Annotated in this window: 17 protein-coding genes; 5 read left to right on the top strand and 12 right to left on the bottom strand. The window is 69.5% G+C overall.

All coding sequences use genetic code 11. The annotated features are described in order from the left end of the window. Positions 1–192: 192 nt before the first annotated feature. Both OHA64_RS46000 and OHA64_RS45995 read left to right on the top strand, forming a co-directional pair. Positions 193–744 (top strand): GNAT family N-acetyltransferase, encoded by a 552-nt coding sequence (locus tag OHA64_RS46000; RefSeq protein ID WP_405623243.1) that lies wholly within the window; start codon positions 193–195, stop codon positions 742–744. A gap of 172 nt (positions 745–916) precedes the next feature. Then, positions 917–1750 carry a class II glutamine amidotransferase gene (locus OHA64_RS45995; RefSeq protein ID WP_405623241.1) on the top strand — a complete coding sequence of 278 codons (834 nt, stop codon included), beginning with the start codon at positions 917–919 and terminating at the stop codon, positions 1748–1750. Between the two features lie 32 nt (positions 1751–1782). Here OHA64_RS45995 and OHA64_RS45990 read toward each other — a convergent pair whose 3' ends face one another. The 4 genes from OHA64_RS45990 to OHA64_RS45975 form a co-directional block, all read right to left on the bottom strand. Further along, complete coding sequence (locus OHA64_RS45990; protein ID WP_405623240.1) at positions 1783–2946, bottom strand: substrate-binding domain-containing protein; 1164 nt, start codon at positions 2944–2946, stop codon at positions 1783–1785. Between the two features lie 69 nt (positions 2947–3015). Then, complete coding sequence (locus OHA64_RS45985; protein ID WP_405623239.1) at positions 3016–4083, bottom strand: ABC transporter permease; 1068 nt, start codon at positions 4081–4083, stop codon at positions 3016–3018. Between the two features lie 41 nt (positions 4084–4124). Next, entirely contained in the window at positions 4125–5678 is a 1554-nt protein-coding gene (locus OHA64_RS45980) for a sugar ABC transporter ATP-binding protein (protein WP_405623237.1), read from the bottom strand. Between the two features lie 136 nt (positions 5679–5814). Further along, positions 5815–8640, bottom strand: a complete 2826-nt coding sequence (locus tag OHA64_RS45975; protein WP_405624395.1) for a SpoIIE family protein phosphatase — start codon at positions 8638–8640, stop codon at positions 5815–5817. Positions 8641–8949: 309 nt separating this feature from the next. Between OHA64_RS45975 and OHA64_RS45970 the strand changes: the two genes are divergently transcribed. Continuing rightward, positions 8950–9858, top strand: a complete 909-nt coding sequence (locus OHA64_RS45970; RefSeq protein WP_405623236.1) for an aminoglycoside phosphotransferase family protein — start codon at positions 8950–8952, stop codon at positions 9856–9858. Between the two features lie 63 nt (positions 9859–9921). Here OHA64_RS45970 and OHA64_RS45965 read toward each other — a convergent pair whose 3' ends face one another. Both OHA64_RS45965 and OHA64_RS45960 read right to left on the bottom strand, forming a co-directional pair. Beyond that, on the bottom strand, positions 9922–11115 hold the full coding sequence (locus tag OHA64_RS45965) for an MFS transporter (protein WP_405624394.1): 1194 nt from the start codon (positions 11113–11115) through the stop codon (positions 9922–9924). Between the two features lie 249 nt (positions 11116–11364). Beyond that, positions 11365–12651 carry a phosphatase PAP2 family protein gene (locus OHA64_RS45960; RefSeq protein WP_405623235.1) on the bottom strand — a complete coding sequence of 429 codons (1287 nt, stop codon included), beginning with the start codon at positions 12649–12651 and terminating at the stop codon, positions 11365–11367. A gap of 595 nt (positions 12652–13246) precedes the next feature. Between OHA64_RS45960 and OHA64_RS45955 the strand changes: the two genes are divergently transcribed. Then, the gene (locus tag OHA64_RS45955; protein ID WP_405623234.1) at positions 13247–14605 is read left to right on the top strand and encodes an MFS transporter; all 1359 of its coding nucleotides are present in this window, start codon (positions 13247–13249) and stop codon (positions 14603–14605) included. A 71-nt stretch (positions 14606–14676) separates the two neighbouring features. Here the strand turns inward: OHA64_RS45955 and OHA64_RS45950 are convergent, their stop codons facing one another. From OHA64_RS45950 to OHA64_RS45930, 5 genes are read right to left on the bottom strand one after another with little or no spacing between them, the layout of a single operon-like run. Next, entirely contained in the window at positions 14677–15948 is a 1272-nt protein-coding gene (locus tag OHA64_RS45950; protein WP_405623233.1) for an ROK family protein, read from the bottom strand. A gap of 6 nt (positions 15949–15954) precedes the next feature. After that, positions 15955–18534 (bottom strand): beta-galactosidase, encoded by a 2580-nt coding sequence (locus OHA64_RS45945; RefSeq protein WP_405623232.1) that lies wholly within the window; start codon positions 18532–18534, stop codon positions 15955–15957. After that, entirely contained in the window at positions 18531–19469 is a 939-nt protein-coding gene (locus tag OHA64_RS45940) for a carbohydrate ABC transporter permease (protein ID WP_405623231.1), read from the bottom strand. The genes OHA64_RS45945 and OHA64_RS45940 overlap by 4 nt, the downstream gene beginning before the upstream one ends. Beyond that, positions 19469–20374 (bottom strand): carbohydrate ABC transporter permease, encoded by a 906-nt coding sequence (locus tag OHA64_RS45935; protein ID WP_405623230.1) that lies wholly within the window; start codon positions 20372–20374, stop codon positions 19469–19471. The genes OHA64_RS45940 and OHA64_RS45935 overlap by 1 nt, the downstream gene beginning before the upstream one ends. A gap of 6 nt (positions 20375–20380) precedes the next feature. Then, positions 20381–21667 carry an extracellular solute-binding protein gene (locus OHA64_RS45930; RefSeq protein ID WP_405623229.1) on the bottom strand — a complete coding sequence of 429 codons (1287 nt, stop codon included), beginning with the start codon at positions 21665–21667 and terminating at the stop codon, positions 20381–20383. A gap of 627 nt (positions 21668–22294) precedes the next feature. Between OHA64_RS45930 and OHA64_RS45925 the strand changes: the two genes are divergently transcribed. Continuing rightward, complete coding sequence (locus OHA64_RS45925) at positions 22295–23161, top strand: hypothetical protein (protein ID WP_405623228.1); 867 nt, start codon at positions 22295–22297, stop codon at positions 23159–23161. Positions 23162–23472: 311 nt separating this feature from the next. Here the strand turns inward: OHA64_RS45925 and OHA64_RS45920 are convergent, their stop codons facing one another. After that, on the bottom strand, positions 23473–24579 hold the full coding sequence (locus OHA64_RS45920) for an NAD(P)/FAD-dependent oxidoreductase (protein WP_405623227.1): 1107 nt from the start codon (positions 24577–24579) through the stop codon (positions 23473–23475). Between the last annotated feature and the right edge of the window lie 250 nt (positions 24580–24829).

Genomic DNA, 24829 nt, shown 5'->3' with positions numbered 1-24829 from the left:
TTGAACCCCTCATCGCGTAGGTGTGCTGATGATCCTGCCCCAGCCGGTCGCTGATACGACGGCCGGGGCAGGATCGTGCGTCGAGGGAGAGGCCGGGCACCAGCGGCTCGGGTCGCGGACGCTCGGCGAGCGCCGTACTGCTCCCCCGCACCCGCCGCGTGAAGGCGCCTCCTGGTGCGTAATACTCTCCTGATGAATCCGAGCATTACGCCCAGGAGCGGGACGATCACAGTGCGGAGGGCCGTCGCGCGCGACGCCAAACGGCTCACGCGGCTCGTGCGTGGCTCACGCGCCTACGAAGGGCAGTACGCGGCCATGGTCGCGGGCTACCGGGTGGGTCCCGACTACATCGAGACCCACCGCGTGTTCGTGGCCGTCGCCGCCGACGAGCACGAGAGCCGAGTCCTCGGGTTCTACTCGCTTGTCCTCGCGCCACCGGAGCTCGACCTGCTGTTCGTCGCCGACGGGGCACAGGGGCGTGGCATCGGACGGCAGCTGGTCGCGCACATGAAGTCCGAGGCTCGCGCCGCCGGGCTCGACAGCGTCCGGGTGGTGTCGCATCCCCCCGCCGAGGGCTTCTACCGCAGCGTGGGGGCGGTGCACACCGGGACCGTGTCCGCGAACCCGCCCGCTGTGGTGTGGGACCGTCCCGAGCTCGAGTTCCTGATTCCGGCTGACCTGGCGAGGGCGCCAGGCACGGGCCTCCTGGACCGTGCGAGGACGGCGGCCGGTCCGGGCCTGTGAAGAACCCGTCGTGTGGCGATCAACGGCCAGGCGTACGACCCTGAGAAGGCCGTTCCCCCCGGCCCGGTCCCCCTCAGCGGCGGGACCGGAGTCGGTGCCTGGTCAGGCTCTGTCGATCGCCCCCAGTCGGCGCCGCGCAGCGCAGATCAGAGCACCAGGAAGGTGGTAGCTGATGTGCCGGTGGCTCGCCTACTCAGGAACGCCCATTCTGCTCGACACCATCCTCTACAGACCGGCTCACTCTCTGATCGACCAGAGCCTGCACTCCCGGATGGGCGTCGAGACCACCAACGGCGACGGGTTCGGCGTCGGCTGGTACTCACCGGAGATCGACTCCCCCGCGGTCGTCCGCGACACCGGTCCGGCGTGGAGCAATCGCAATCTGCGGGAGATCGCCGACCACGTCCGCTCTCCGCTGTTCTTCGCGCACATCCGAGCCTCGACCGGTACCGCGGTGCAGCAGACCAACAGTCACCCGTTTCGTCACGGCCGCTGGATGTGGATGCACAACGGTGCGATCGCCGACTTCCACCTGGTCCATCGAGATCTCGCGTTGTCCGTCGACCCGACGCTCTTCGCCGGCATCGAGGGATCGACGGACTCCGAGTTGATGTTCTTGCTGGCTCTCACCTTCGGCCTGGAGGACGACCCCCCGAGCGCCGTCGCGCGGATGGCGGGCCTGGTGGAACGGACCGGTCACGAGCACGGGGTGGAGTTCCCGTTGCAGATGACGGTCGCCGTGTCGGACGGACAGGGAGTGTGGATCTTCCGCTACTCCAGCCAGGGAACGTCACGCTCGCTGTACGCCAGCACCGAGGTGCACACGTTGCGAGCACTCCACCCCGACCTGGAGTTCCTGCGGGGGATCTCGGACGAGACCCGCCTCATCGTGTCCGAGCCGTTGGGCGATCTGCCCGGCGCCTGGAGCGAGGTCCCCGAGAGCACATGCACCGTCGTGCAGCCCGGAGCGGACGAACGCCTCCCCTTCGCCCCGCTGCCTGTCTAGCGCCCGCTCCGGCGCGGCGCCCTGCACGGCCGTCACCTGCCCCAGATCTTCCGGTACGCCTCCCGGTAACCCGACGGATCCCACGTCGTGGCGCCGTCGCTGTTGTCGGCCGTGGCGATGTGGACAGGGGCCGCGTATCCGCTGGCGGGACGGCCGGAGAAGGCGCGGTTGAACTCGTCGACGATCTGCCAGCCCTGCTGGGACAGCGGCTCGGGCACGGTGGCGGCCTGGTACTGCCTGCTGTTGATGCGCTGGAAGGCCGAGGGGTCCCCGTCGCCGGCGCCGATGTTGAAGGGCGGGCCTGAGCCGTTCTCGCCTGCCGCGCGAAAGGCGGGGGCGGCGTCGGCGAAGTACAGGTCGTTGATGGCGACGGAGTGGGTCCACCTGCTCTGGAACCGGGAGAGGAGGGAGGAGATCTCCCGCGGGGTGCGGGCGCTCGCATCCGGGATCGGGATGTTCTCGTACGCGAGCAGCTTCACGCCCGGACAGGTGGCGAGCTCCTTCCTGATCAGCTCGGACTTGTTCCTGGCGAAGGGGATCGAGGCGTCGGTGATGAGCACGACCCCGGCGCGGCCGTTGGAGTCCGAGATGATCCACTGTGCGCTGATGCCGGCCACCTCCTCGACGCGGGTGGTGACGTTGGTGAAGAGCTCGGGTCGCCGACTGGGGCCGGGAGCGGCGACCGCGTGCCAGCCGATGATCGGGATGTTCTGCGCGTTGGCCTGCGAGACCTGCCGCGACGTCGAGTCGGGGTCGAAGCCTCCGATGACGATGCCCGAGGGCTTCAGCGACACGGCCTCGCTCATGGCCGACTGAATGCCGGCGGGGGTGCCTCCGCCGTCGATCACCCGGACGTTCCATCCGATGACCCGCGCGGCCTCCCGCACCCCTTTCGCGGCGCCCGCGACTCCGGGATTGGTCATGGTCTGGGCGACGTAGACGAGGGTCTTGTCGGACACCGCCGCGGGACCGCTGGTCGGCCCGTCCCAGGAAACGTCGGTCTCCTCCGCCCGGGCGACCGCGGCCTCGGCCCTGCTGTGGACAGCGGGGCAGCCGTTCGGGCCCGTGGGGGGATCCCCCGCGCCACCCGAGGAGCCGCGTTCGCAGCCGACGAGGACCGTTGCCGTCACCAGCAGGGCGCAGGCGGCGGGGCGAACCTTGAAGACTCCGGGAACAAGCTTGCGGTTGCCGTGCACGGGAACTCCTCGCGGAGGAACGAGCGGGCGGATGCGGCCGGGGCACGGAGGCGGTGCCCATGGCTCGGGTCAGGGAGTAGTGGTGCCTGTCGTGCCGCCGTCCTGCCTCCAGGAGGACGGCGGCCGCGGCGGCTCGGGGGGCGCGTCGCGGGCCGCGGCGGCACCGCTGCGCAGACGTCGGCGGGCGGCGTATCCGGCCAGGCCGACGGCGATGAGCAGGGTGCCTCCGTAGAACAGCGGGACCGTCCAGAAGTCGGCGCCCAACTGACCGATGCCGGTGAGGCCGACGGCGAGGACGGCGACGGCCACGACGGTGCCGAGGGCGTTGGGCCGACCGGGTCTGATCGCCGTGGAGCCGAGCAGGGCACCGGCGAAGGCCGGCAGCAGGTAGTCGAGGCCGACGCTCGGATTGCCGATCTGCTGCTGGGACGCGAGCAGCACACCGGCGAAGCCGACGATCAGCCCGGAGGCGGTGAACGCGTAGATCGTGTACGTGCGGGTCGGGATACCGACGAGGTCGGCCGCGCGGGGGTTCGAGCCGACGACGTACAGGTTTCGGCCCAGCGGCAGCCGTTCCAGCACGAGCCAGAGCACGAGTGCGAGGGCGAGCACGTAGAAGGCCGGGACCGGAAGGCCGAGGAACGTGGAGTCGTAGAGGTCGGTGAAGGCCGCCGGGAGGCCTTGCGGGCCGGGGACGATCCGGCCGCCGTCGGTGATCCAGCCGGTCACGGCGTACAGCATGCTGCCGGTCCCGAGGGTGGCGATGAAGGAGTCGATCCGGCCGAACACGACGATGACACCGTTGAGGACGCCGACGACCGCCCCTCCCACGATCACCGCGAGGCAGGCGAGCGGCCAGGGCCAGCCGCTGTTGACGACGAGTTGCATCACCATGACGTGTGCCAGGCCGAGTCCGTAGCCGATGGAGAGGTCGAACGCGCCGGTCACGATGGGCACCATGGCGGCGAGTGCGAGCACGGCCGGGATCGACTGGTTGGACAGGATCGAGTCGACGGTGTCCAGCGTGGGGAAGGTGCGCGGCAGGGCGAGGGAGAAGGTCAGGACGAGCAGAGCGGTGAGGGCCAGGAGGCCGTACGCGCCGATGAGGTGCCCCCCGGGACCACGCAGTCGCCCCACTCTGCCCGCTCCGCCCGCTCGGGGCGGGGGCGGCTGGGCGGTCACGAGGCCGTTCCGGTTCCGGAGGGGGGCATGGCCGAAGCCGCCCGGGTGAGCTCGGCGACCGTGAGGGCCGCGCCGCTCAACTCGGCAGTCACGGATCCGCGGACGAAGACCAGGGTGCGTCGGCACACCCCCGCGATCTCCTCGAAGTCGGTGGAGACGAGCAGGACCGCGAGCCCTTCGGCCAAAGCCTGGTCGAGCAGGCGGTGGATCGCGGCCTTGGCGCCGATGTCCACGCTCGCGGTCGGTTCCTCGAGGATCAGCAGACGCAGGCCCACCCTGAGCCATCGGCCGATCATGACCTTCTGCTGGTTTCCACCGGACAGGACGGCGATGGGCGCCTCGGTGTCGCGGGGGCGCACCGCGAACCGTTCGATCAGCGTGGCGGCCTCGGAGCGTTCGCGGCGAGGGCTGATCCAGCGCGGCGCCGGCCGGCCTCCCACGCGACGATTGGCCAGGAGGTTCTCCCGTACGGTCAGCTCGGCGAGGCAACCCTCCCGCAGTCTGTCGCCGGGTACCAGGCCGACCCCGAGACCCACGGCGTCGGCGACCGTGCGGGGTCGGTACGGCCGGCCGCCGAGAAGGGCGCGGCCGCCGAGGAGGGGCCCCATACCGGCGACGGCCCGGCCCAGCTCCCGCTGCCCGGCGCCCGACAGGCCGACCAGGCCCAGGGCTTCACCGGCCCTCAGCTCCAGGCTGACCGGTCCGGTGCCGGGGGCCCTTACGTCGGAGAGGGCCAGTACGGCCGGCCCGTCGACCGGAGCCGCGGCGGGCCGGTGGCCTGTCAGTGCCTCGCCGACGATGTCGTGCACCAGACGGGCGGGGCTGTGGCCGGCCAGTGAGCCGTGGCTGACGAGAAGGCCGTCCCGCAGCACGGCGAAGGTGTCGGCGACCTCGTACACCTCGTCCAGGCGGTGGCTCACGTAGAGGATGGCGTGCCCCTCGTCGCGAAGGGCGTGCAGGACGCGGAACAGCCGTGCGCAGTCCGCTGACGGGAGGCGGGCGGTGGGCTCGTCGAGGACGATGAGCTTCGCGCGCGCCGCGAGGGCCCTGGCGATCGCGACCAGCGAACGCTCGGCCGGCGCGAGTCGGGCGAGCGGCGCGTCAGGGTCGAGATGTCCGGCGACGAGCCGCAGGGCGTCCACGCAGCGCTCGCGGGTTTGCCGCCACGAGATCAGTCCGGCGCGCCGTGGATAGCCTGCGCTCAGGGCGATGTTCTCGGCGACCGTCATCCACTCCACGAGACCGAGGTCCTGATGGATGAACGACATGCTGCGGGAGGCGGCAGGAGTGCCGAGCGGGTGTCCGTCCACCGTGATCTGTCCCGCGTCGGCGTGGTGGACGCCGGCCAGCACCTTGATGAGCGTGGACTTTCCGGCGCCGTTGGGTCCGAGGAGGGCGAGGACGCTGCCGGCGTGGATGTCGAGGTCGACCCCGGCCAACGCGAGGGTCCCGCCGAACCGCTTGGCGAGCCCACGGATGCGGACCAGGGGGTCCGCCTCGAAGGGCGCCGTCGCCTTCGCGGACGGGTCGGGAGCGTCGTGCACGGACATCTCCGGGGGTCGGCCTGGCGATTTCTGCCCGATGTTCGACGGATACTAGCCGAGCGAATTGCATCATTTCAGATAATTCGACCCACTGTGACTCCAACGGGCCAGCGAGTCGGTCCCGGAGCACCGGGGTGCGTCCTCACCTGTCGTCGAGTCCGCATTCGGCCCAGATGACCTTGCCCTCCGAGAGGTAGCGAGTACCCCAGGTCTGCGACAGCTGCGCGACGAGGAACAAGCCGCGCCCGCCCTCGTCGGTGGCGGCCGCCCGACGCAGGTGCGGGGCGGTGTTGCTGGTGTCGGAGACCTCGCAGATCAGGGTGCGGTCGTAGAGCAGCCGTACCCGGATGGGCCCCGTACCGTGGCGTACGGCGTTGGTGACCAGCTCACTCAGTATCAGTTCGGCGGCGAACGCGGTCTCGTCGAGCCCCCAGTCGGCCAGTTGCCGCAGGGCGGACGCACGGACTTCGCCGACGGAGGCCGGGTCGGCGGGCAGGTCCCAGGTGGCGACCCGACCGGGGGCCAGGGCGTGGGTGCGGGCGACGAGCAGGGCGATGTCGTCGCACGGGTGGGCGGGTGCCACGGCGTCCAGGATCGCCTGACAGGTCTCCTCGGGAGCGCGCTCCGGATGATGGGCCAGGACCGCGCGCAGCTGTTCGAGGACCACGTCGACGTCGCGGTGCCGGTCCTCGATGAGTCCGTCGGTGTAGAGGACCAGCTGGCTGTCCTCGGGGAGGTCGATCTCGACGGCGTCGAAGGGCAGCCCCCCGAGGCCGAGAGGGGGTCCGGCCGGCAGGTCGGGATACGAGACGGCGCCGTCCGGGCGGACCAGCGCGGGCGGAGGATGACCGGCGCGTGCCATGACGCACCGCTGCGAGGTCGGGTCGTAGATGGCGTACAAGCAGGTCGCTCCGATGATGCCGGCGCCCTCGCCGTCGGGATCCTCCCGGTCCAGACGCCCCACGAGGTTGTCGAGGTGGATGAGGACCTCGTCCGGAGGGAAGTCGAGTTCGGCGAAGCTGCGAGCGGCGGTACGCAGCCGGCCCATGGTGGCGGCGGAAAGCATGCCGTGGCCGACGACGTCGCCGACGAAGAGGCCGATGCGGCAGCCGGAGAGGGGGATGACGTCGTACCAGTCTCCGCCCACGTCGGCTTCGGCGGGCAGATAGCGATGGGCGACCTCGACGGCGTCCTGATCGGGCAGCCGGTGCGGGAGCAGTCTGCGCTGCAGGGCCAGGACCATGGTGCGCTCATGCGTGTAGCGCCGGGCGTTGTCGATGGACAGGGCGGCGCGAGCGGCGAGTTCCAGGGCCAGCGAGCGGTCGTCGTCCCCGAAGGGGGCGGGATCCTGGGCGCGGTAGAAGCTGGCGATGCCCAGGACGACACCACGGGCGACCAGAGGTACGGCGATGAGGGAGTGGACGTGGGCCAGCAGCCGGTCGGTGTGCTCGGGATCCTGGGCGAGCCAGCCCGCGGCGGCCTTGAGGTCGGGTTCCAGCACCGCCTGTCCGCTGGTCAGACTCCGCCCCTGGGGCGTGGTCGGGCCGAAGTCGGTCCGCTTGCCGACCGGGGTGAAGGGGAGATCGTCGCGGATGCCTTGGACCACCGCACGGCGCAGGTCGCCGAGGGGGTCGGCGGCTTCCTCCCCGCGCAGCACGGCCTCGGGCAGGTCGATGGTGACGAAGTCGGCCAGTCGCGGGACGGCCGTCTCGGCGAGTTCTTCGGCGGTACGGCGCACGTCCAGGGTGGTGCCTATGCGGACGCTGGCCTCGGAGAGCAATTCCAGGCGGCGTCGCGCGGCCAGGGCGTACGCCCCCACGTGCGGCTCCCCCACCAGTACGAGCCCTCTGGCCCCGAGCAGCGGTTCGGGGTGAGCGCCCCAGGCACCGTCGGCCGTGACGCCGTTGCCACCCGTGGCGGCCTGACCGGGCGCGGCTTCGGGACGGTGCGTGGCCGGCGCTTCGGGAAGGTAGGTGGACAGCGAGGTGACGGGCAGCGGCGCGAGCCGTGAGACGGCCGCGACGCCGTCAGGTGCGGCGAGGAAGCCTTGCAGCTCATCGGCCTGATGCGAGAGGTCCGGGGGTACTCCGGGCGCGGTGCCGGGGAGGACAGCCTCGATCGCGACGCCCTCCACCCCGGAGGCGCTCGTCATCGGACGGCTCATGAGTGTGGCCCGCCGACCGCCGGGCAGGGGAACGTCGACGGCGGCCAGCTGCGCGCGGGAGATCAGCTCGGCGGCCTTCTCCATGAGGATCGCCCGGTCACGGGGAAGCAGATCAAGGGCCGGTTCATCCACCGCGACACCACGGTGCGGGCCGCCGGCGGCTTCGGCTCCGGTGGTCAGGTACGCCCGCAGCAGGGCGCGCTCACGCGCGGAACTCTGTCCCAGCAGCCGCCGCTCCACGGCGTCCGCCGCTCTGCGTATCAGAGCGCCCAGCGCGGGGGTCTCGGCACTGCGCGGATATCCGAAGCACAGGACGCCCTCGATGCGCGCGCTGAGCGGGTCGCGGACGGGAAGCGCCACGCAGGCGTTCGCCTGGGAACGCTCCGCGAAGTGCTCGGCACCGTAGACCCGGATGAGTTGCCGCTCCGCGAGGGCGAGACCGATGCCATTGGTGCCGGCGAACCGCTCGGCGAACACGAAGCCCGGGACCCGCTGGATCGCCGGGAGGCTACTGGCCAGCGACACCTGGCCGAAACGGCGCAGGAGGACCGTCCCGCCCGCATCGGCGAGGGAGATGTTGATCTCGCTTCCGGAGAGCATGGACTGCAGCCGGTCGAGCACCGGCTCGGCCGCGCGCACGATCCGGCCGTCCGGATCGAAGTCCTCCCGGAAGGGAAGGTCGGACTGGTCCGGAGACAGGCCCAGGGACCGGCAGCGTTGCCAGGAGCCCAGGATCGACGTCCGTACGCCCTTCTCAACCGTCTCACCCTGCAAAAACCGCTCACGAAAACGGGCGGGCCCCATGCCGTCCGCAGCACGCCCCAGCGCCATCGGGTCCCCGTCGGACCGAACCACGCTCCGCCTCTCTCACACGTGAGACAACCAAATTTCGCAAAAACTCCGGCATTGACGAGGATACGGGCATTAGGCATATGAGTCACGATTGGTAAAAATTCTCACACATGGTGACGGTGCCGAACCGTTCATCAAAGGGGCGAGGTCCCTCGTGGGAGGAGACCCTCACGATCGGGGTACGGGTCGGCTCGGCGGCACCGACTTTCTGATGTCGTTATGTGGTTGTACTGCCCTTCTCGAACCGGCGATCATCGCTGCATGGTCTCCATACCCCCCGACGGCCGCGCGGGCATCGACGCCGAACTGGTCAAAAGACTGATCGCCGCTCAGTTCCCGCAGTGGACCGGCTTACCCGTGACCCCGGTGGAAGTCGACGGCTGGGACAACCGCACATATCGTCTTGGTGACGACATGACGGTCCGGCTGCCCACCGCGGCCGGCTACGTCCCCGCGGTGGGCAAGGAGTGCGAGTGGCTGCCCCGCCTGGCAGCATCGTTGCCCGTGGCCGTCCCCACGATCCTCGCCAAGGGAGCACCGGGCGAGGGATACCCCTTCCCCTGGTCCGTGCGCGGCTGGCTGAAGGGCCAGACCTCCTCTCCCGAACGCATCGCCGACATGACCCGGTTCGCGATCGCCGTCGCGGACTTCGTGCTGGCCCTCCAGCGCTGCGACGCCGTCGGCGGACCTGTCGCCGGGGAGCACAGCTGGTACCGGGGAGCGTCACCGGCCCACTACGACGACGAGACCCGACGTTGCCTCGCCGTTCTCGACGGCCGAGTCGACACGCGGCGGGCCTCCGAGGTCTGGGACGCCGCCCTCGCCGCCGAGTGGCACGGAGAGCCCGTGTGGTTCCACGGGGACATCGCCGGCGGCAACCTGCTGGTCATGGACGGCAAGCTGACGGCCGTCATCGACTTCGGCACGTCGGGTGTCGGTGATCCGGCCTGTGATCTGGTGATCGCCTGGACGATGTTCTCCGGCGCCGGCAGGGAAGCGTTCCGGAACACGGTCGGCCAGGACGACGGTATGTGGGCACGGTCCAGGGGCTGGGCCCTGTGGAAGGCGCTGCTGGTCCTGTCCGAGTGCATCGACACCGACGAGGCACTCGCCGCCTCTTCCCGGCACGTGCTCGACGAGGTCCTCGCTGATCACGAACGCTTCGCTTAGAGGTGGTCCTGGCCGGACGCGGGACGCCGGACGAGGCGCGGGAGAGGCGGTCGCCCGCGGCGATCAGTCCGCTGACGCGAGTGACCTGACCTGGCGTGCGGCGACGGCCATGACGATGACGGAGACCAGGACGATGCCGGCGCCCACGAAGAGCGGCGCGGTGTACCCGAGGCCCGCGGTGATGGCCAGGCCCCCGAGCCAGGCGCCCAAGGCGTTGCCGACGTTGGACGCGGACACGTTGGCGCTGGCGGCGAGTGCGGCCCCGTGGGCGACGTCGGTGACGCGAGTGATCATCCCGGGCACGCCGGCGAACCCGAACAGTCCCATCAGGAACACCAGGATCACCGACGCGGTGGGGCTGCCCGCCAGCAGGCCGAACACGGTCAGGGTGACGGTGAGTCCGAGCAGAGCGAGGATCAGGGCGCGGTCACGGTCCTGGTCGGCGGCTCGCCCGCCGACGAGGTTCCCGACGACCAGGCCGACGCCGTACACCATCAGCAGCCAGGCGACATCCGACGGGGCGAAGCCGCCGACCTCGGTGAACGTGTAGGCGATGTAGCTGAACGCACCGAACATCCCGCCGTAGCTCAGTGCGGTGGCTGCGAGGGTCAGCCAGACCTGCCAGGAACGGAACGCACGGAGCTGGGCCCGCAAGCTGGTGGGCGGCATCGGCTCCGAGTGGCCCGTCTCCGCCGCCGACCGCGCCTCCCCCGCGCCGCTCGGAACGAGGGCGGCAATGCCCGCCAGCGCGAGCACGCCGATCGCGGTGACCGCCCAGAAGGCCACCCTCCAGCCCCAGCGCTCACCGACCAGCGCGCCGAACGGCACGCCCAGCACGTTCGCGACCGTCAGCCCGGCGAACATGAGCGCCACCGCGCGGGACTTCCTCTCCGGCGCGACCAGACTGCGCGCGACCAGCGAACCGATACCGAAGAACGAACCATGGCACAACGCGGCGACGATCCGCCCGAGCAGCATCACCTGATAGTTCGGCGCGACGGCGGACAACAGGTTGCCGATGACGAACAACGCCACCAGGCCGACCAGAACTCCCTTGCGTGGCAGCCGTGCCGTCGCCGCGGTCAGCGCGATCGCGCCGATCGCGACACTCAACGCGTACCCGGAGATCAGCCACCCCGCCGCCGCCTCGGACACCGCGAAACTCGACGCCACCTGCGGCAGCAGCCCGGCGATCAGGAACTCGGTCAGACCGATGCCGAAACCTCCGAGTGCCAGCGCGACAAGTCCACTCGGCATCCGGCGCTGTTCGATCGCGGGCTTACCCGAAGCAATTCCAGAGTTGCCGTCACTTTCAAGCAGGAACTCCCTGTCCCCGACCTCGAATTCACTCATGGCACCACCCTCAACTCCGGTGGCGGGTCCGTCCATGGACAAAGATCAACGACGCTTGGACGAAAGTGACGAAGGTTCGGCACCGGGCCTGGGACGCATCGAGTCCGTCGACGCTCAGCGGTCAGCCTGATGCGACACGACTCAGACAACTGGTCAGACAACTGGTTCGAGTTGTGGTTCCGGTTGCTGCGCTGGTGCGGTCTCCGGATCCCACTGTTTGGTGGTCCGCACGTAGCCGTGGACCACTGAGGCCATCGCCAGAATGAGGAGCGGCCCGAACACCCACGGATACTCGGCCATCTCCGCCGGAAGATAGCGATATGCCACCAGGAGTGCGGCGAAGACCGTCGCACCGTAGGTGACCAGCTGGATGCCTGACCGGTCCCAGCCACGATCGAACGCGCGCAGCGCTGCCTCGATCGTGAAGGTGAACACCACGCCGGCAACGAGATCCGCGCCGTAGTGGTAGCCGAATCCCAGCGTTGCGCCGAGCGTGGCAATCAGCCAGAACGCGCCTCCGAATCGGAGAATCCGTGGACCCTGGCGGGAATGAATGAAGATCGCGGTAGCCCACGCGGTGTGCAGGCTGGGCATGCAGTTGCGTGGCGTGATCCCGTCGAATGGCATCGGGAGCGGGGCACCGATCGGCGGCGGCGTGTTCGGCCACAGGTTGGCCACCGCCCAGTGTCCGCCGTCGGCGCCGTAGGCGAAGATCGGCCCGACCACCGGGAAGATCATGTAGATGCCCGGCCCGAGGAGGCCGATGGCCAGAAAGGTGCGCACCAGATGATGACCCGGGAAGCGGCGCTCGACCGCCACATTGCGCATTTGGTACAGCGTGACGGCGACCGCGGCCACCGGTAGCAGGGTGTAGACGACGTCGAGAACATGGGTGCCTATCGGGCCGGAGGCCGTGACGATCCGGCCTACCAGCCATGACGGGTTGCCCAGCGCCTGATCGGCGGTCGCGACGTACTGGTCGAGCACCACCGGGCGGGTCTTCGACGTGATGAGCAGCCAGGCATCGCCCGTCTTACGGCCGGTCACCAGCAGCAGGCCCAGCCCGACGCCCTTCAGCAGCAGGACACGTTCCCGGCCGGTGCGGCGTGTGACAGCGATGACCGCATAGCCCAGAATCACCCACAACGCGCCGTTTCCGAAGGGATGACCGTCGGTCATCTCGGCACCGGCCGCCCACCGCACCAGCAGGAAGGCGACGTCGATACCGATCGCGACACCCGCCGCGATGAACCGTTGCCGCCAGGTGAGGACCACCATCATCAACGCCATGCTGGCGTACAACAGGAAGCCTGATTTCGGCGGGAATATCGCCTCTTGCGCCTGCGTGGTGATCGGCCCTGGCAGCCCGTAGCCGCGCGCGGCGATCTCCAGCACGATGAGGAATCCGAGGGTCCCCACACCCGCTGCGGTCCACAACATCACCCGTGGTCGACGCCACGTGGCGAGGTTGTTTCTGCCATCTGTTCGCGAAAACATTCGCGATACGAGAGATATCAATTGTTTGGCCGTTTTGTTAGGTGTTATTTAAATAGGTCACTCTTTGTGCCGGATAGCTGGGTTTTCCGCTGAAGGACTGGCAATGACAGCACTCGTCACGAGTTCGAACATGCTAGCGGAGCGGCCTGACGGCCCGGGCCTGAACCCCCGGTCCGGCAGCAGCCGCTTCAGGCGCTGTAGCGTTCGACGAGCCTCTCTGCTCGGTGATGTGCAAGGGCAGGAGTCCCACGGTTGCGTGCGATGGGCTGCCCCCTGGACGTGACTGTCTGCCCCCGGCCCTAAATGCGTGTCGCGCCGGGCCGCCGCGGGCTAGTGTTCGGGGGCAGCGAGTGAGCCACGAGGAGACAAGACATGCCCGGTCGTCCGAGCGCGCGTTGACGTCGTAGGCCGTGATCGGCCCGTCATCGCGTGCTGCCCTTGATGTTGCGGCACAGCGAGCCTTCCCCGTCTGAACCGTAGGTGCGCCTTTGGGCGCCCGGGTGGCGGGCCTCGTCTTTCGGTAACCCAAGGGATCTCCGTGCCGTCCGCTTCCCGCGCTGAATCCGATTCCGGTCGACCTGTTCCGCCCAGCCTGTGGCGGGACGACGACTTCCGCAGACTCTGGGTGGGGCAGACCGCCTCCCAACTCGGCGAACACGCAAGCCTGGTGATTCTTCCGCTCATCGCCGTCCTGACCCTCGAGGCCGACGCCGGCCAGTTGGGCGTCCTGCGCGCGGTGGGGCAGACGCCGATCCTGTTGCTCTCGCTCTTCGTCGGCGCCTGGGTGGACAGGTGGCGGGCCCGCACCGTGATGGTGCTGACGGACATCGGCCGGACCCTGGCCCTGGGCACGGCCGCCGTGGCCGGTGTCCTCGGTTGGCTGGGTCTGCCCGCGCTGTTCGTGGGCGCCGTCGTCGTCGGCGCCCTGTCCGTGTTCTTCGACGTGGCGTACCAGACGTCTCTCGTACGGCTGGTGAAACGCGATCAGTTGGTGCGGGGAAACAGCGCGCTGGAAGGCAGTCGGTCCGCAGCCCAGATCGGCGGTCCCGCCCTCGGCGGAGCGTTGGTGTCCCTGTTGTCGGCGCCGATCGCCGCCGCCTCCAGCGCACTGTTCTTCGCGCTGTCGTTCCTGTCGATCCGGCGGATCCGTCGGATCGAACCGTTGCCGAAGCACGCGGAACCTCCCCCTCGGGTCTGGCGGCGGATCCATGAGGGCCTCCGGTTCGTCATCGGTGACACCTCGCTGCGGGCCGTCTGCCTCGCCTCGGCCGCCTTTCAGTTCTCCTTCGCGGCCACGATGACCGTCTATCTGCTCTTCCTGCCGCGCGAACTGCACCTGTCGGGCACTGTCGTCGGGCTGGCGCTCGCGGCGACCGGACCCGGCGCACTCCTGGGCTCCGTGCTGGCCGCCCGCCTGCCACAACGGTTCGGGTACGGTCCCGTTCTCGTGTGCGCGGCGGTACTCGGTGACGGCGTGATGCTGTGTGTGCCCGCGCTGCGTGGCTCCGCCGCGGTGACGATTCCCGTGCTCCTCACCGTCAACTTCGTGTTCGGGACCGGCGGTCAGCTGGTGAACGTCACGGTCATGGCTGTCCGGCAGACACTCACTCCGGACGGGATGCAGGGCCGCGTGGCCGCGACGATCACCTTTGCCGGCATGGGGATGACCCCGCTCGGCTCCCTGCTCGGCGGATTCCTCGCGCAGGAGTGGGGGTTGCGCACCAGCCTGCTGGCAGCGGCCGCGGGCATGATGCTGTCCCCGGTGCTGATGACTCTGAGCCCGCTCGGCCGCCTGGGACCCACGCTTCCGGCGCCGCAGGACGCGCCGCCGCCAGTCGGCGGGCCCCAGGCCGACGAGACACCCCCTCCGCGAGACCAGCAGCCACCCGCCAGGTGACGCCGAGTGGGGTCCGCGCACCCTCCCGGGCCGACTCCATCAGCCACTGGGTGCGCCCAACGCCCAACGCCCTACGCTCGCCCGTGCCCTGACGGATCGCTTCCCTGATCGGGTTCCGTTCGCGGCCGGGTGCGGGCCGGGCTGGCCAGGCCGAGACGGGTGAGGAACTGCTGCAGAGTGAAGGCCGCCATGCCCAGGGCCACCGCGTTGCCCGGGACTTGGGACGGCTCGACGGTGAGACCATGCAGCGAACCGGGCAGGACATGGTGAGGAAGTTCGTCGCGTACGGCGGGCACGAGCCATTCGGCCAGAGCCTTCGAGGTCCAGCCGGTGAGGGTGATCCTCGGGACGTTGAGGAGGTTGACCAGGTCGCCGAGCGCCGCGGCGAGATAGCGCGAGGTACGCAGGGCCAGGGCGATCAGCGCCGGATCGCCCGCGGCGAGACCGTCGGCGACCGCCTCGACGAAGTCGCGCTGCCGCCGCTCCCGGAGCGCGGGATGCCTCAGGTCGATCTCGGCGAGCGTCGTCTGCAGACCATGGACTCCGAGATATGCCTCGACACAACCTCGCCGACCGCAACGGCACTGTCTGCCGTCCAACTGGAGCAGTGTGTGGCCCCATTCGCCGGCGTTGTTGGTGGTGCCGCGAACGAGTGAGCCGTCGACGGCGATGCCGGTGCCGACGCCGGTGCCGAGGTTGACGACGGCCATGGTGTCGACGGTGCGCCCGACACCGAACCACATCTCGGACAGGGTGACCGCCTTGAGCGGATTGTCGACGTAGACGGGCATCTGGAGGTCCTTCTCCAGCATCCGCTCGATGTGGACGTCGTGCCAGTCCCAGTTCGGTGCGAAGACGGACACACCGGCGTCGGGATGGACGTGACCGGGCATGCTGACGCCGACGCCGATGATGCGCTCGCGCTCGGTTCCGCCGGACCCCACGGCCGCCTCGATCGCTCGGAAGATCCCGTCGACGACGTAGTCCGGGTCGTTCTCGTGCTCGTCGAGCGAGACCTCGCCCTTGCCGAGCGCCCCGAGCGCGAGGTCGTACACGGTGGCGTCGACGTAGGTCTCGGCCACGTCGACGCCGACCATGCGACCGCGGTCGGGGTTGATGGTGAGACGCTCCTGCGGCCGCCCTCCGGTGTTGCGCTCCACGGTCGCGATGTGCAGGACGTCCTCGGACAGGAACTCGGTGACCAGGGTCGCCACGGTCGCCGGACTGAGTCCGGTGTGCCGGGCGAGTTCCTGACGGGTGGACGACCCGAGTTCGAACAGGGCATGCAGAACCTCGAACCGGTTTTCGCTTCGAAGATCACGGGCCGTGTGCCGCGCCACCATTCTCCTTCAGCTGTCAGATGGCTCCAGCCACACCGTACGGAGCTCCGCGTCGCCCGGCCCCGCGATGCCCTTCAGCAACAGGGTCAACCCGGACCATCCCGGCGGAATCCAGAATACGTTGGGGTCTCCGCCCGAGAATTCCGGCCGGGCACCGACCCAGACGCGGCCCACGCACTCACCGGCGGCCCATCCGGTCGCCCGGATCTGAGACCCGTCCAGCCGTACCAGGAAGCCGTCGTCGGACGGCGGCAGGTCGACGTCGAGCCACGCCTCCTCCCCCGCGTCCAGGACCAGCGGTAGCTGAACGCCCTGCGTGGGGCCCGCCCCGGCGGCGAACCCGGTCAGAAGGTCGTCGTCCTGCACGGCGCACGACCAGTCCGTGACCGGTTCAAGGCTGAGCAACTCGGCTCGGAGGCCACCGCCACTGGGGTGGTGCGGCATCGTGACGGAGATCTGGTGGTTTCCGGCAGGCAGCAGAACCCAGGGGTCCTCGGCGTGCACGGTGCGCGGCTCACCGTTGTCCACGCTCACGCGCACCGGCTCGACCACGCCCCGCAGATGCAGCGCCGACGGGGTGGCCGACCGGACGTCGCGGGTGTAGGTGACCGGGAGGGCGACCCGGGTACTGCTCCACCCGCCGAGCTCGCGCAGGGGTGCCGGCAGGCCGGTCCACTGGCCGCTCACCGCCCACAAGGCCGACACGTCCGCCACACCCCGGACCGTCCACAGCGTGCCGAGTCCACGCAGCGCGCCGAGGCGGAGTGCCGGCAGCCGCGCGTCGTCGAAGTTCGCGTGCCCCCAGATCTCCACCAGGGCCTCGACGGCGACGGGGCCGGTCGCGTCACGGACGTCGATCCGCCGTGCCGCACCGAATCCGGCGATCGTCGGACGTACCCGGCCGTCGATCGACAGGTCGACGATGTCCGCCGCACCGACGAGAAGCAGTTCGTCGACACCCGTCAGATCCGAGGTGGTCCGATAGGTTCCGCGCCCCCGGTACACGCCGAGCGACTCCAGCGACGGCGGCACCTCGTGCGAGCCCGCCGGCTCCTCCGGCGCGACGCCCGGCCGGCGCCGCGCGACCCGTACGGCGGTGGGCGGCGTCGTGCTCCGCGCGGGTGGCGCGTCGGCCAGGTGCACCGTGCCGTCGCCGTCCGTCGCTCGCAGACGCGCGGCGTCCGACGGCGCCAGCGCGACCAGTGTCACTCCCCCGACGACCGTCCGCTCGGGCGCACCGGCCGTCGGCGCCGGGATCTCGACCCGGGTTCCGCCCAGGACGACGGTGACCGGCACCTCGGAGGAGAACGTCAGCACGCTGTCCGACGCCGCCACCAGATCCGCGGACGCCAGGGTGAGCGTCGCGTCGAATCCCCAGGACCGGAGGGGTACGTCCACCAGCATCAATGGACAGGAGTCCGGGGAGACGGCGACCGGCACGCCGTTCACGACCGCCCTGCCCGGTGTCGTCCCCAGATGCGGTACGGCGATGAGCTGGCCGCCTCCGTCGAGGTCAAGGGCCGAAAGTGACGAACTGGTCGGGAAGTCGGCGGTCACCGGCACCCGGGGCACGGCCGAGGTGGCGAGCGCCAGTGGTGATCCCAGGGTGCCGATCACGCGGGCGAGCACCTGGCCCTGGGCGTACTCGGGCCGTTCGGTACCGGTGGACGAGACGTATCCGCCGAAGTCGTAGCCATGGCTCATGAAGTTGCCGGGGGTGCCCCAGTTCCCCGTGGACGGCGTGTAGCCGAAGTTCCACCCGGACGACTGGAGGTAGGGCGCGATCAACGAGGCACCGCTCGCCAGGAGCCGCCGCAGCGTCCGGTGGCGCCGGTTCGTCTCCGTGATCAGCAGCGGCAGGTCCCGCTCCGCCAGCACCTCGGCATACCGCCGTACCTCGGGTTCGATGTGCGGGGAGTCGTCGTCCGGGTAGAAGTTGCACGCCGGTACGACGTCGGGGACGTTCCCGGTGGCTCCTTCGATGTCGCCCTGTCCGGCGCAGGCGATGAGGGGCACGGTGATGCCGTGGCGGATCGCCTGGTCACGCAGGTCGGTCAGATAGGCCGGGCGGTCCGCGCAGTCGAAGAAGTCCAGCTCGTTCTCCAACTGCACCATGATGACCGGGCCGCCCGCCGGGTACTGACGGCGGGCCAGGAGCGGCAGCACCTGGTCGAACCACGCGGTGACCTGGGCGAGAAAGCGCGGCTCGTGCTGGCGGACCCGCAGGTCGGGATCGAGGCCGAGCCAGGCGGGCAGCGCGCCGCCGTCCCACTCGGAACAGATGTAGGGGCCCGGCCGGGCGATCACGTACAGGCCGGTCTCCTGCGCGAGGTCCAGGAAGGCGGCGACATCGCGTCTGCCCTCGAAGGACCAGCGGCCGGGCGCCGTCTCGTGGAAGTTCCACGGCAGGTAGACGTCCACACAGGTGTATCCCGAGGCCCGCACCTGTTCGAGCCGCGCCCGCCACTGCTCCCGCGGAAGGCGGAAGTAGAACAGTGACGCGCACAGCACGACACGCGGTCCGCCGTCGGTCCGGATGCCACGGGCGTCGAGCTCGACGCCCGTGCTGACGGCTGTCGGCCGGCTCACTTGACCCCCGCGCTTCCGCTGCTGATGTCCATTTCGTACAGGTACCGCTGGCCGAGGTAGTAGACGGCGATCATCGGAAGCGTGAGCAGGATCGAGCCGACCATCACCAGGTTCCATGGTGGCGGCTGACCGGCCACCGCCGTGGTGGTGATGTACTGCACGCCCAGCGCCAGGGGCATCTGCGACTCGTCGTTGAGGTAGATCAACGGCCCCATGAAGTCACCCCAGGAGAATGTCAGGGTGAAGATGCCGATCGCGATCAGCACGGGCCACAGCATCGGGAGCATGATGCGCCGGTAGATGCCGAAGAACCCGAGCCCGTCCACCATGGCGGCCTCGTCGAGCTGGCTGGGCAGGCGGGACACGAACTGCCGCACCAGGAAGACGTTGAAGGCGTTCGAGAAGAAGTTGGGCACGATCAGCGGCCAGTAGGTGTTCACCCAGCCCAGGTCCTTGAACAGGATGAACTGCGGAATCATCGTGATCTGCGTCGGGATCATCATCGTCGCGATGACGACGAGGAACAGGGCGTTCTTCCCGGGGGCCCGCAGGCGCGCGAACGCGTAGCCGACCAGTCCGCTCGACACCATCTGGCCGATGACCGAACCCACCGAGATGATCAGCGAGTTGATCAGGAACCGACCCATCGGCAGATCGGTGCCGAACACCTTGGTGAAGTTCTGCCAGTGGAACTCGTGCGGGAGGATCGTGAACGTGTTCGTGGTCACCGTGTGGTCGCTCGACAGCGCGATCGACACGGCGAAGATCAACGGTGTCGAGAGCAGCGCGGACACCACGATCAGGGTCGCGTAGGTGAACGGTGTCGCCCGGAACACCCGCAGGACGCGGGGCGCGTCGCCGGCGCGCCTCGGGTCGCCCTGACGCTTGGCACCCTGCTGCTGTTGCGGAGCGGCGGCGGATACGACGGTCGCCATCACTTCACCTCGGTCTCGTAGAACACCCAGCGGCGGGTGGTGCGGAAGGCCACCAGGGTGAACACCAGGATCACGGCGAACAGCAGCCACGAGATCGCCGACGCGTAGCCCATGTGGTAGTAGGAGAAGGCCTGGTCGAAGAGGTACGGCACCGTGGTCTGACTCGCGTTGTAGGTGCCGGGCTGCTGCGCCTTCGGGGTGAGGATGTACACCTGGGAGAAGATCTGGAACGCCGCGATCAGCCCCATCACCAGGTTGAAGAAGATGACCGGCGTCAGCTGGGGCACCGTGATGCTCCAGAACTGCCGTACCGGGCCGGCGCCGTCGATCTCGGCCGCCTCGTACAGCTCCCGCGGAATGCCCTTCATGGCGGCGAGCAGCAGGACGGTGGCGCTGCCGGCGCTCCACACCGACAGCAGGATCAGCGCGTACTTCACCCAGCTCGGGTCAAGTAGCCACTGCGGCCCGGAGATTCCGACCCACCCGAGCACGTCGTTGAGCGGACCCGACGGCGCGAGCACCACCCGGAAAGCCATCGACGCGGCGACCAGGGGTACCAGCGTCGGCAGGTAGATCAGGGTGCGGAACAGCTTGCGGGCACGGACCTGTTTGTTGAGCAGGTTCGCCAGCCACAGCCCGACCAGCAGGCTGAGCGGGACGGATACCGCCGCGTAGTGGAGAGTGTTGCCGAGTGCCTTCCAGAACACGGGGTCCTCGGTCAGCAGCTTGACGTAGTTGTCCAGACCGACCCACTTGGGCGGGGTGAAGGAGTCCCAGTCCGTCATCGAGAGATAGATCGACGAGATCATCGGTCCGAGCAGGAACGCGATGAAGCCGATCACCCACGGTGAGACGAACACGTAGAACCAGAGCGCCTCACGGCGCCGCCGTTTCGTCATGGCCATCGCAGGTCAGCCCGCGGGCTTGATGATGGACTCGAGGTTCTTCTGCAGTGCGGTGAGCGCCTTCTTGGCGCTCTTCTCCTTGCCGAGCCAGAAGTCGGCCGTCGCCGTGTCGATCGCCGCGAGCATCTCGTTCCACTCGGGGATGAACGGCGCCTTGAAGAGGAACTCGCTGGACTCGGCGAACACGCCCATGTCCACCTTCGTCTTCATCCACGCCGGCTTGAGGAACGCCTCGCTCTTCTGCACCTCGAGGTTGGCCGGCACGTCCTCGGCGGCTGCGATGATCTGCTGCTGAGGTGCGGGCGAAGTAAGGAAGTCGATCGCCTTGAAGGCGTTGTCCGGGTTCTTCGCGGTGCGGGAGATGGCGAGACCGCTGCCGAAGGAGGACACGGCCTGCTTCTTGCCGCGCCACATCGGCGCGATGTCCCACTCGAACTTGGATTGCGCCTGGCCGGCGATGGCCCAGAACCCGGTGGCGTTGACCGCTACCGTGCCGGCCGCGAAGGCCTGGTCGCCGCCGACGTCCGTGCCCATGTCGGCGTACTGCGCCTTCGTCGGCACCACGCCGTGCTTGAAGGTCAGGTCACCGACCCACTGCAGCGCCTCGACGACCTCGTCGCTGTCCGCCGTCGGCTTCCCGTCGGCGTCGATGATCGCGCCACCGTTCTGGTACGCCAGGCTCCACCACTGGGGCCACCAGCCCGCGCCGCCGTAGCCCCAGGTCTTGCCCTTCTCCGTCAGCTCCTTGAACGCGTCGAGGGCGTCGTCCCAAGTCCACTCGGCCGTGGGCGCCTTGATGCCCTTCTTGTCGAACAGAGTCTTGTTGTAGTAGACGATCATCGCGCCGGAACGGTCCGGTATCGCGTAGACCTTGTCCTCGTAGGAATAGAGCGACCCGATCGTCCCGAACCGCTGCGACAGGTCCAGCCCCGCGCTCTTGGCGAGGTCGTCGAGCGGCCTGAGCTGGTTCTTGCTCGAGTAGACGTTGACGCTCTCCGCGACCTGCATGATGTCCGGGCCCTTGCCGCCCGCGATCATCGTCTGCACCTTCTGCGGGTACGACTCCACCGGGATCAGCTGGAGCTTGACCTTCAGGTCGGGGTACTTCTTCACCAGCAGGTTGATGCGCTTCTGGTACGTGGCCCGGTCGGTCTCGCCGCCCCACACCGTCATCACCAGGGGGTCGTCGCTCGAACCCGCGCTGGAGCCGCACGCCGTGAGCGTGATGACGCCCGCCGCGACTCCTAGGCCCAGAAAACCCCGTCGCGAAAACCGCGCTCTGTCAAGCGTCATGGCACTGCCTTTCCGTGAAGCACGCACACGCCCGGAAGCCGTCCGACGATCACGCCGGACTTCGAATGGCGGTTAAACTAACCCTCGTTTTAAGCCAGCGACAAGACCTTGTTTCACACAGGTTTCAGTCAGCATCCCGTCGCACGCCTCCGCAAAAGCGGTCATCTTCGATGTCCCCGCAGGTGGGGTGCCAGTGCGGGAAGCACCCTCGCCGGGAACCGAATGTCGTCAGACGCGTCGGCCAGGACCCTCCCCTCCCGTTCCGTGACCGGACGGCCACCGACGGGTTCGGGTACCGCTCTTGACGCCGGTGCGACGGGTGGGGGATTTTGCCGAGTAAAGCCTGTTGAGGAGGACGACACGCGAACGGGCCGTACCCGTCCCCTCTTCACCCTCTTCACCGCGGGCCGCGTAGGCGGCAGCGGCGGGGCCGTGCACGCCGACACAGCAGTGGGTTGCGGTCCGGGCCGGATATGCGCGAGTCGGCGAATCTGCGCAGGAGCATCACACAGGCTGCACTTGGCCTTTCGAAAGCCTGGATAGCGTGACTGCCGTTCCATCCTTCGTACGAACGTGTCAGTTCGTGGCCCGAGCGGGTCGCGGCGCAGTCAACCCAGGAAGAGCCAGATGGACTACTGCTCCTCGTGTCGTCGGCACCTCAACGGTGCCCTGATGTGTCCCGGGTGCGGTGCCTACGCCCCCGACATCGCTCCGACCTTCGTCGACGGCCGCATCGGCCTGGCCCCGGGCTCGTGGGAGATGAAGGGTGACGCAGCCGGCACGGCGTACGCAGCAGAGTCCGCGGCTTCCGACCGGTGGTTCGACGAAACCGAACGTGACGAGGCAGAGCTCGGGAGGGGCGCGAACACGGCCCCGTACACCGCCCCGTCCGCCGATGTCGACGGCGGTCCGCCCACCGGGGAGGGGCGGGCGGCCCGCCGCCGCCAACGGGCTCGCTGGAAGAAGAACCAGCGTCGGGCCGTGGTCGCTACCGCCGTCGCACTCGTCGGAGGCGGCCTGACCATCAGCGCGATGAACCGGGGCTCCACCGCCCAGCCCCAGGCGGCCGCCGCGCCCGACGACAGGACGATGGGCGCCGCGGAGAAGCAGGCACCCGTGCACGCCCGTCCGGTGTCGACACCGCCCACCCTTCAGCGGTCGTCACGCACCACCCCCGAGGCGGAGCGACCGGTCACCAACGAGCCGCGGGAGCAGTCCCTCTCGACCCCGTCCCGCACGACCAGGTCGGTCGATCGGCCGGATCCCGCCGCGCCGCCCCGTCCGGTCACCACGTCGGGGCCGCGGACGCAGAGCACGACACCGACCCCCGAGACCACGGTCCCCGACGCCACCCCTACGGCCGAGACGGCGACGGAGCAGCCGTCGACGTCCGCGCCCACCACGGGCACGGGCTCGGACTCCTCCCAGGCGAGTCCCGCCCCGGCGTCCACATCGCCGACGCAACTGTGCCTGCTCGTGGTGTGCATCGGCTGACCGTGGCCGGCGATGGGTGACGGGCGCGTGGTCGCCCCTGCTCGATCCCGGGCCACGGGAGGCGTCGGCGTCATCGACCACGGTGTCGTCGATGACGCCGACGAGTCTCGTGACCGCGGTATGAGCGAGCCGGGGTCTGTCCAGGTCCCCGCCCCGGCTGCCGCCTACCGGCGCGCGGGCCTACGGCACGTCGTTCCGTAGCACCAGCGCCACGCGCTTCGGCGTCGGACAAAACCCCGGGGACGGTCCTGCGCTCCGTGCGCTGGACCGTCCCCGGGGTTTTGTCCGACGTGCTCTCCGCGGTCGGCGGCTCAGGCCGCGCTGTATCCGAGTTGCCGTCTCATGTACGGAGTCAGCAGGGTCTTCGCCTTGCCGAGGGTGCTGGTGCGAGAGCCCAGGACCGCGGTTTCGCCACCGGGCACGGGCATCATGGTCACCCCGTCGGAGGGGCCGAACGGCACGATGAGCGGGGTGCGGTGGATGGGCCGGTAGAAGCGGGGCTCCTTGCGGTGCTTGCCGGAACTCTGCAGGTGGGCGCGGATGTTCCAGGCCGCGAGGTCGGCCTGGGCGAGTGCGACTGGGGTGATCTTGAGCTCGGCGGCGTCGTTCACGTCCCCGACCGCGAACACGTCCTGCCGTCCGTGGACCCGGAGGGTCCGGTCGACCTTCACCTGCCCGCTCGGGTTCAGCCAGTCGCCGTGCCCGGCCAGACGCAGCCAGAGCGTGTTGGGGGTGGTGCCCGTCGCCCAGAAGGAGAGGTCGGCCTCGATGACGTTTCCGCGGGCGTCGCGATACGTACCGAAGGTGTGGCCCGGGGACATGAAGGAGTCGAGCCGCACGTCCACGTCGTGGGACTCCAGCCAGGCACGGGCCTTGTTCCCGGCCCGTGCGCTGCCTGTGACCTCGAGGAGCGCCGGCCCGGCGTGGGCGAGGGTGACCCGGGCGTCCGGCCGGGCCAGCCGGATCTCGGCGCTGAGCTCGACGCCGGAGGGCCCACCGCCGACGACGAGGACGTGCTCGGCGCCGGCGATGCTCCGCTGGTGTCCGGCGAACGACTTGGCCGCCTCCTCGGCGGTGGTGCCGGTGAAGCGGGCCGGTTCGGGGTAGTCCGCGCCGGTGGCGATCACCACGACGTCGTACGGGAGGCGTTCGCCCGTGGCCAGCACGACCTGCCGCCCGGCGGTGTCGATTCGGATGGCTTTGCCCGCGGCCACTCGCCCGTTGCGCAGCAGCCGGTCGTACGGGATGAACGGGGTCGCGGTCCACTCCGGGCGCACACCGGCGCGCAGGGAGGCGATGCGGTGGAAGAAGATCTCCTTACGATCCACCAGTGTGACCCGCGCCGTCCCGTCCAGTCGTTTCGCCAAACGCACGCCGGCATAGCCGCCGCCGATCACTACTACGTCGCCGTCACGCACGCCGAGCCTCCTGTGAAGCTGTGGGGGATGCGAGTGCCGTGATGGAGGCGCCGTCCTCGGCCACTCGTGCCGGTGAGCGTAACGCTTGAAACATAAAGCTTAGGGAGGGGTTGGTGTGTCTTGTGTGAAGCGACCGTGCGGATGTCGGTGTACGACCAGGCCGGCGCCCTTGGCACAACAGGCCCGCAGCGCGTCAGTCGCACCCATGGGTGGGCAGCGCACGCCCCGGGCACCGTCGAGCGGTGCCCGG

This window comes from Streptomyces sp. NBC_00076 (assembly GCF_045041235.1).
In the GTDB taxonomy this organism is placed as follows: domain Bacteria; phylum Actinomycetota; class Actinomycetes; order Streptomycetales; family Streptomycetaceae; genus Streptomyces.
Note: the sequence above shows the minus strand (reverse complement) of the source record. Positions and strands in the feature narration are given on the sequence as shown.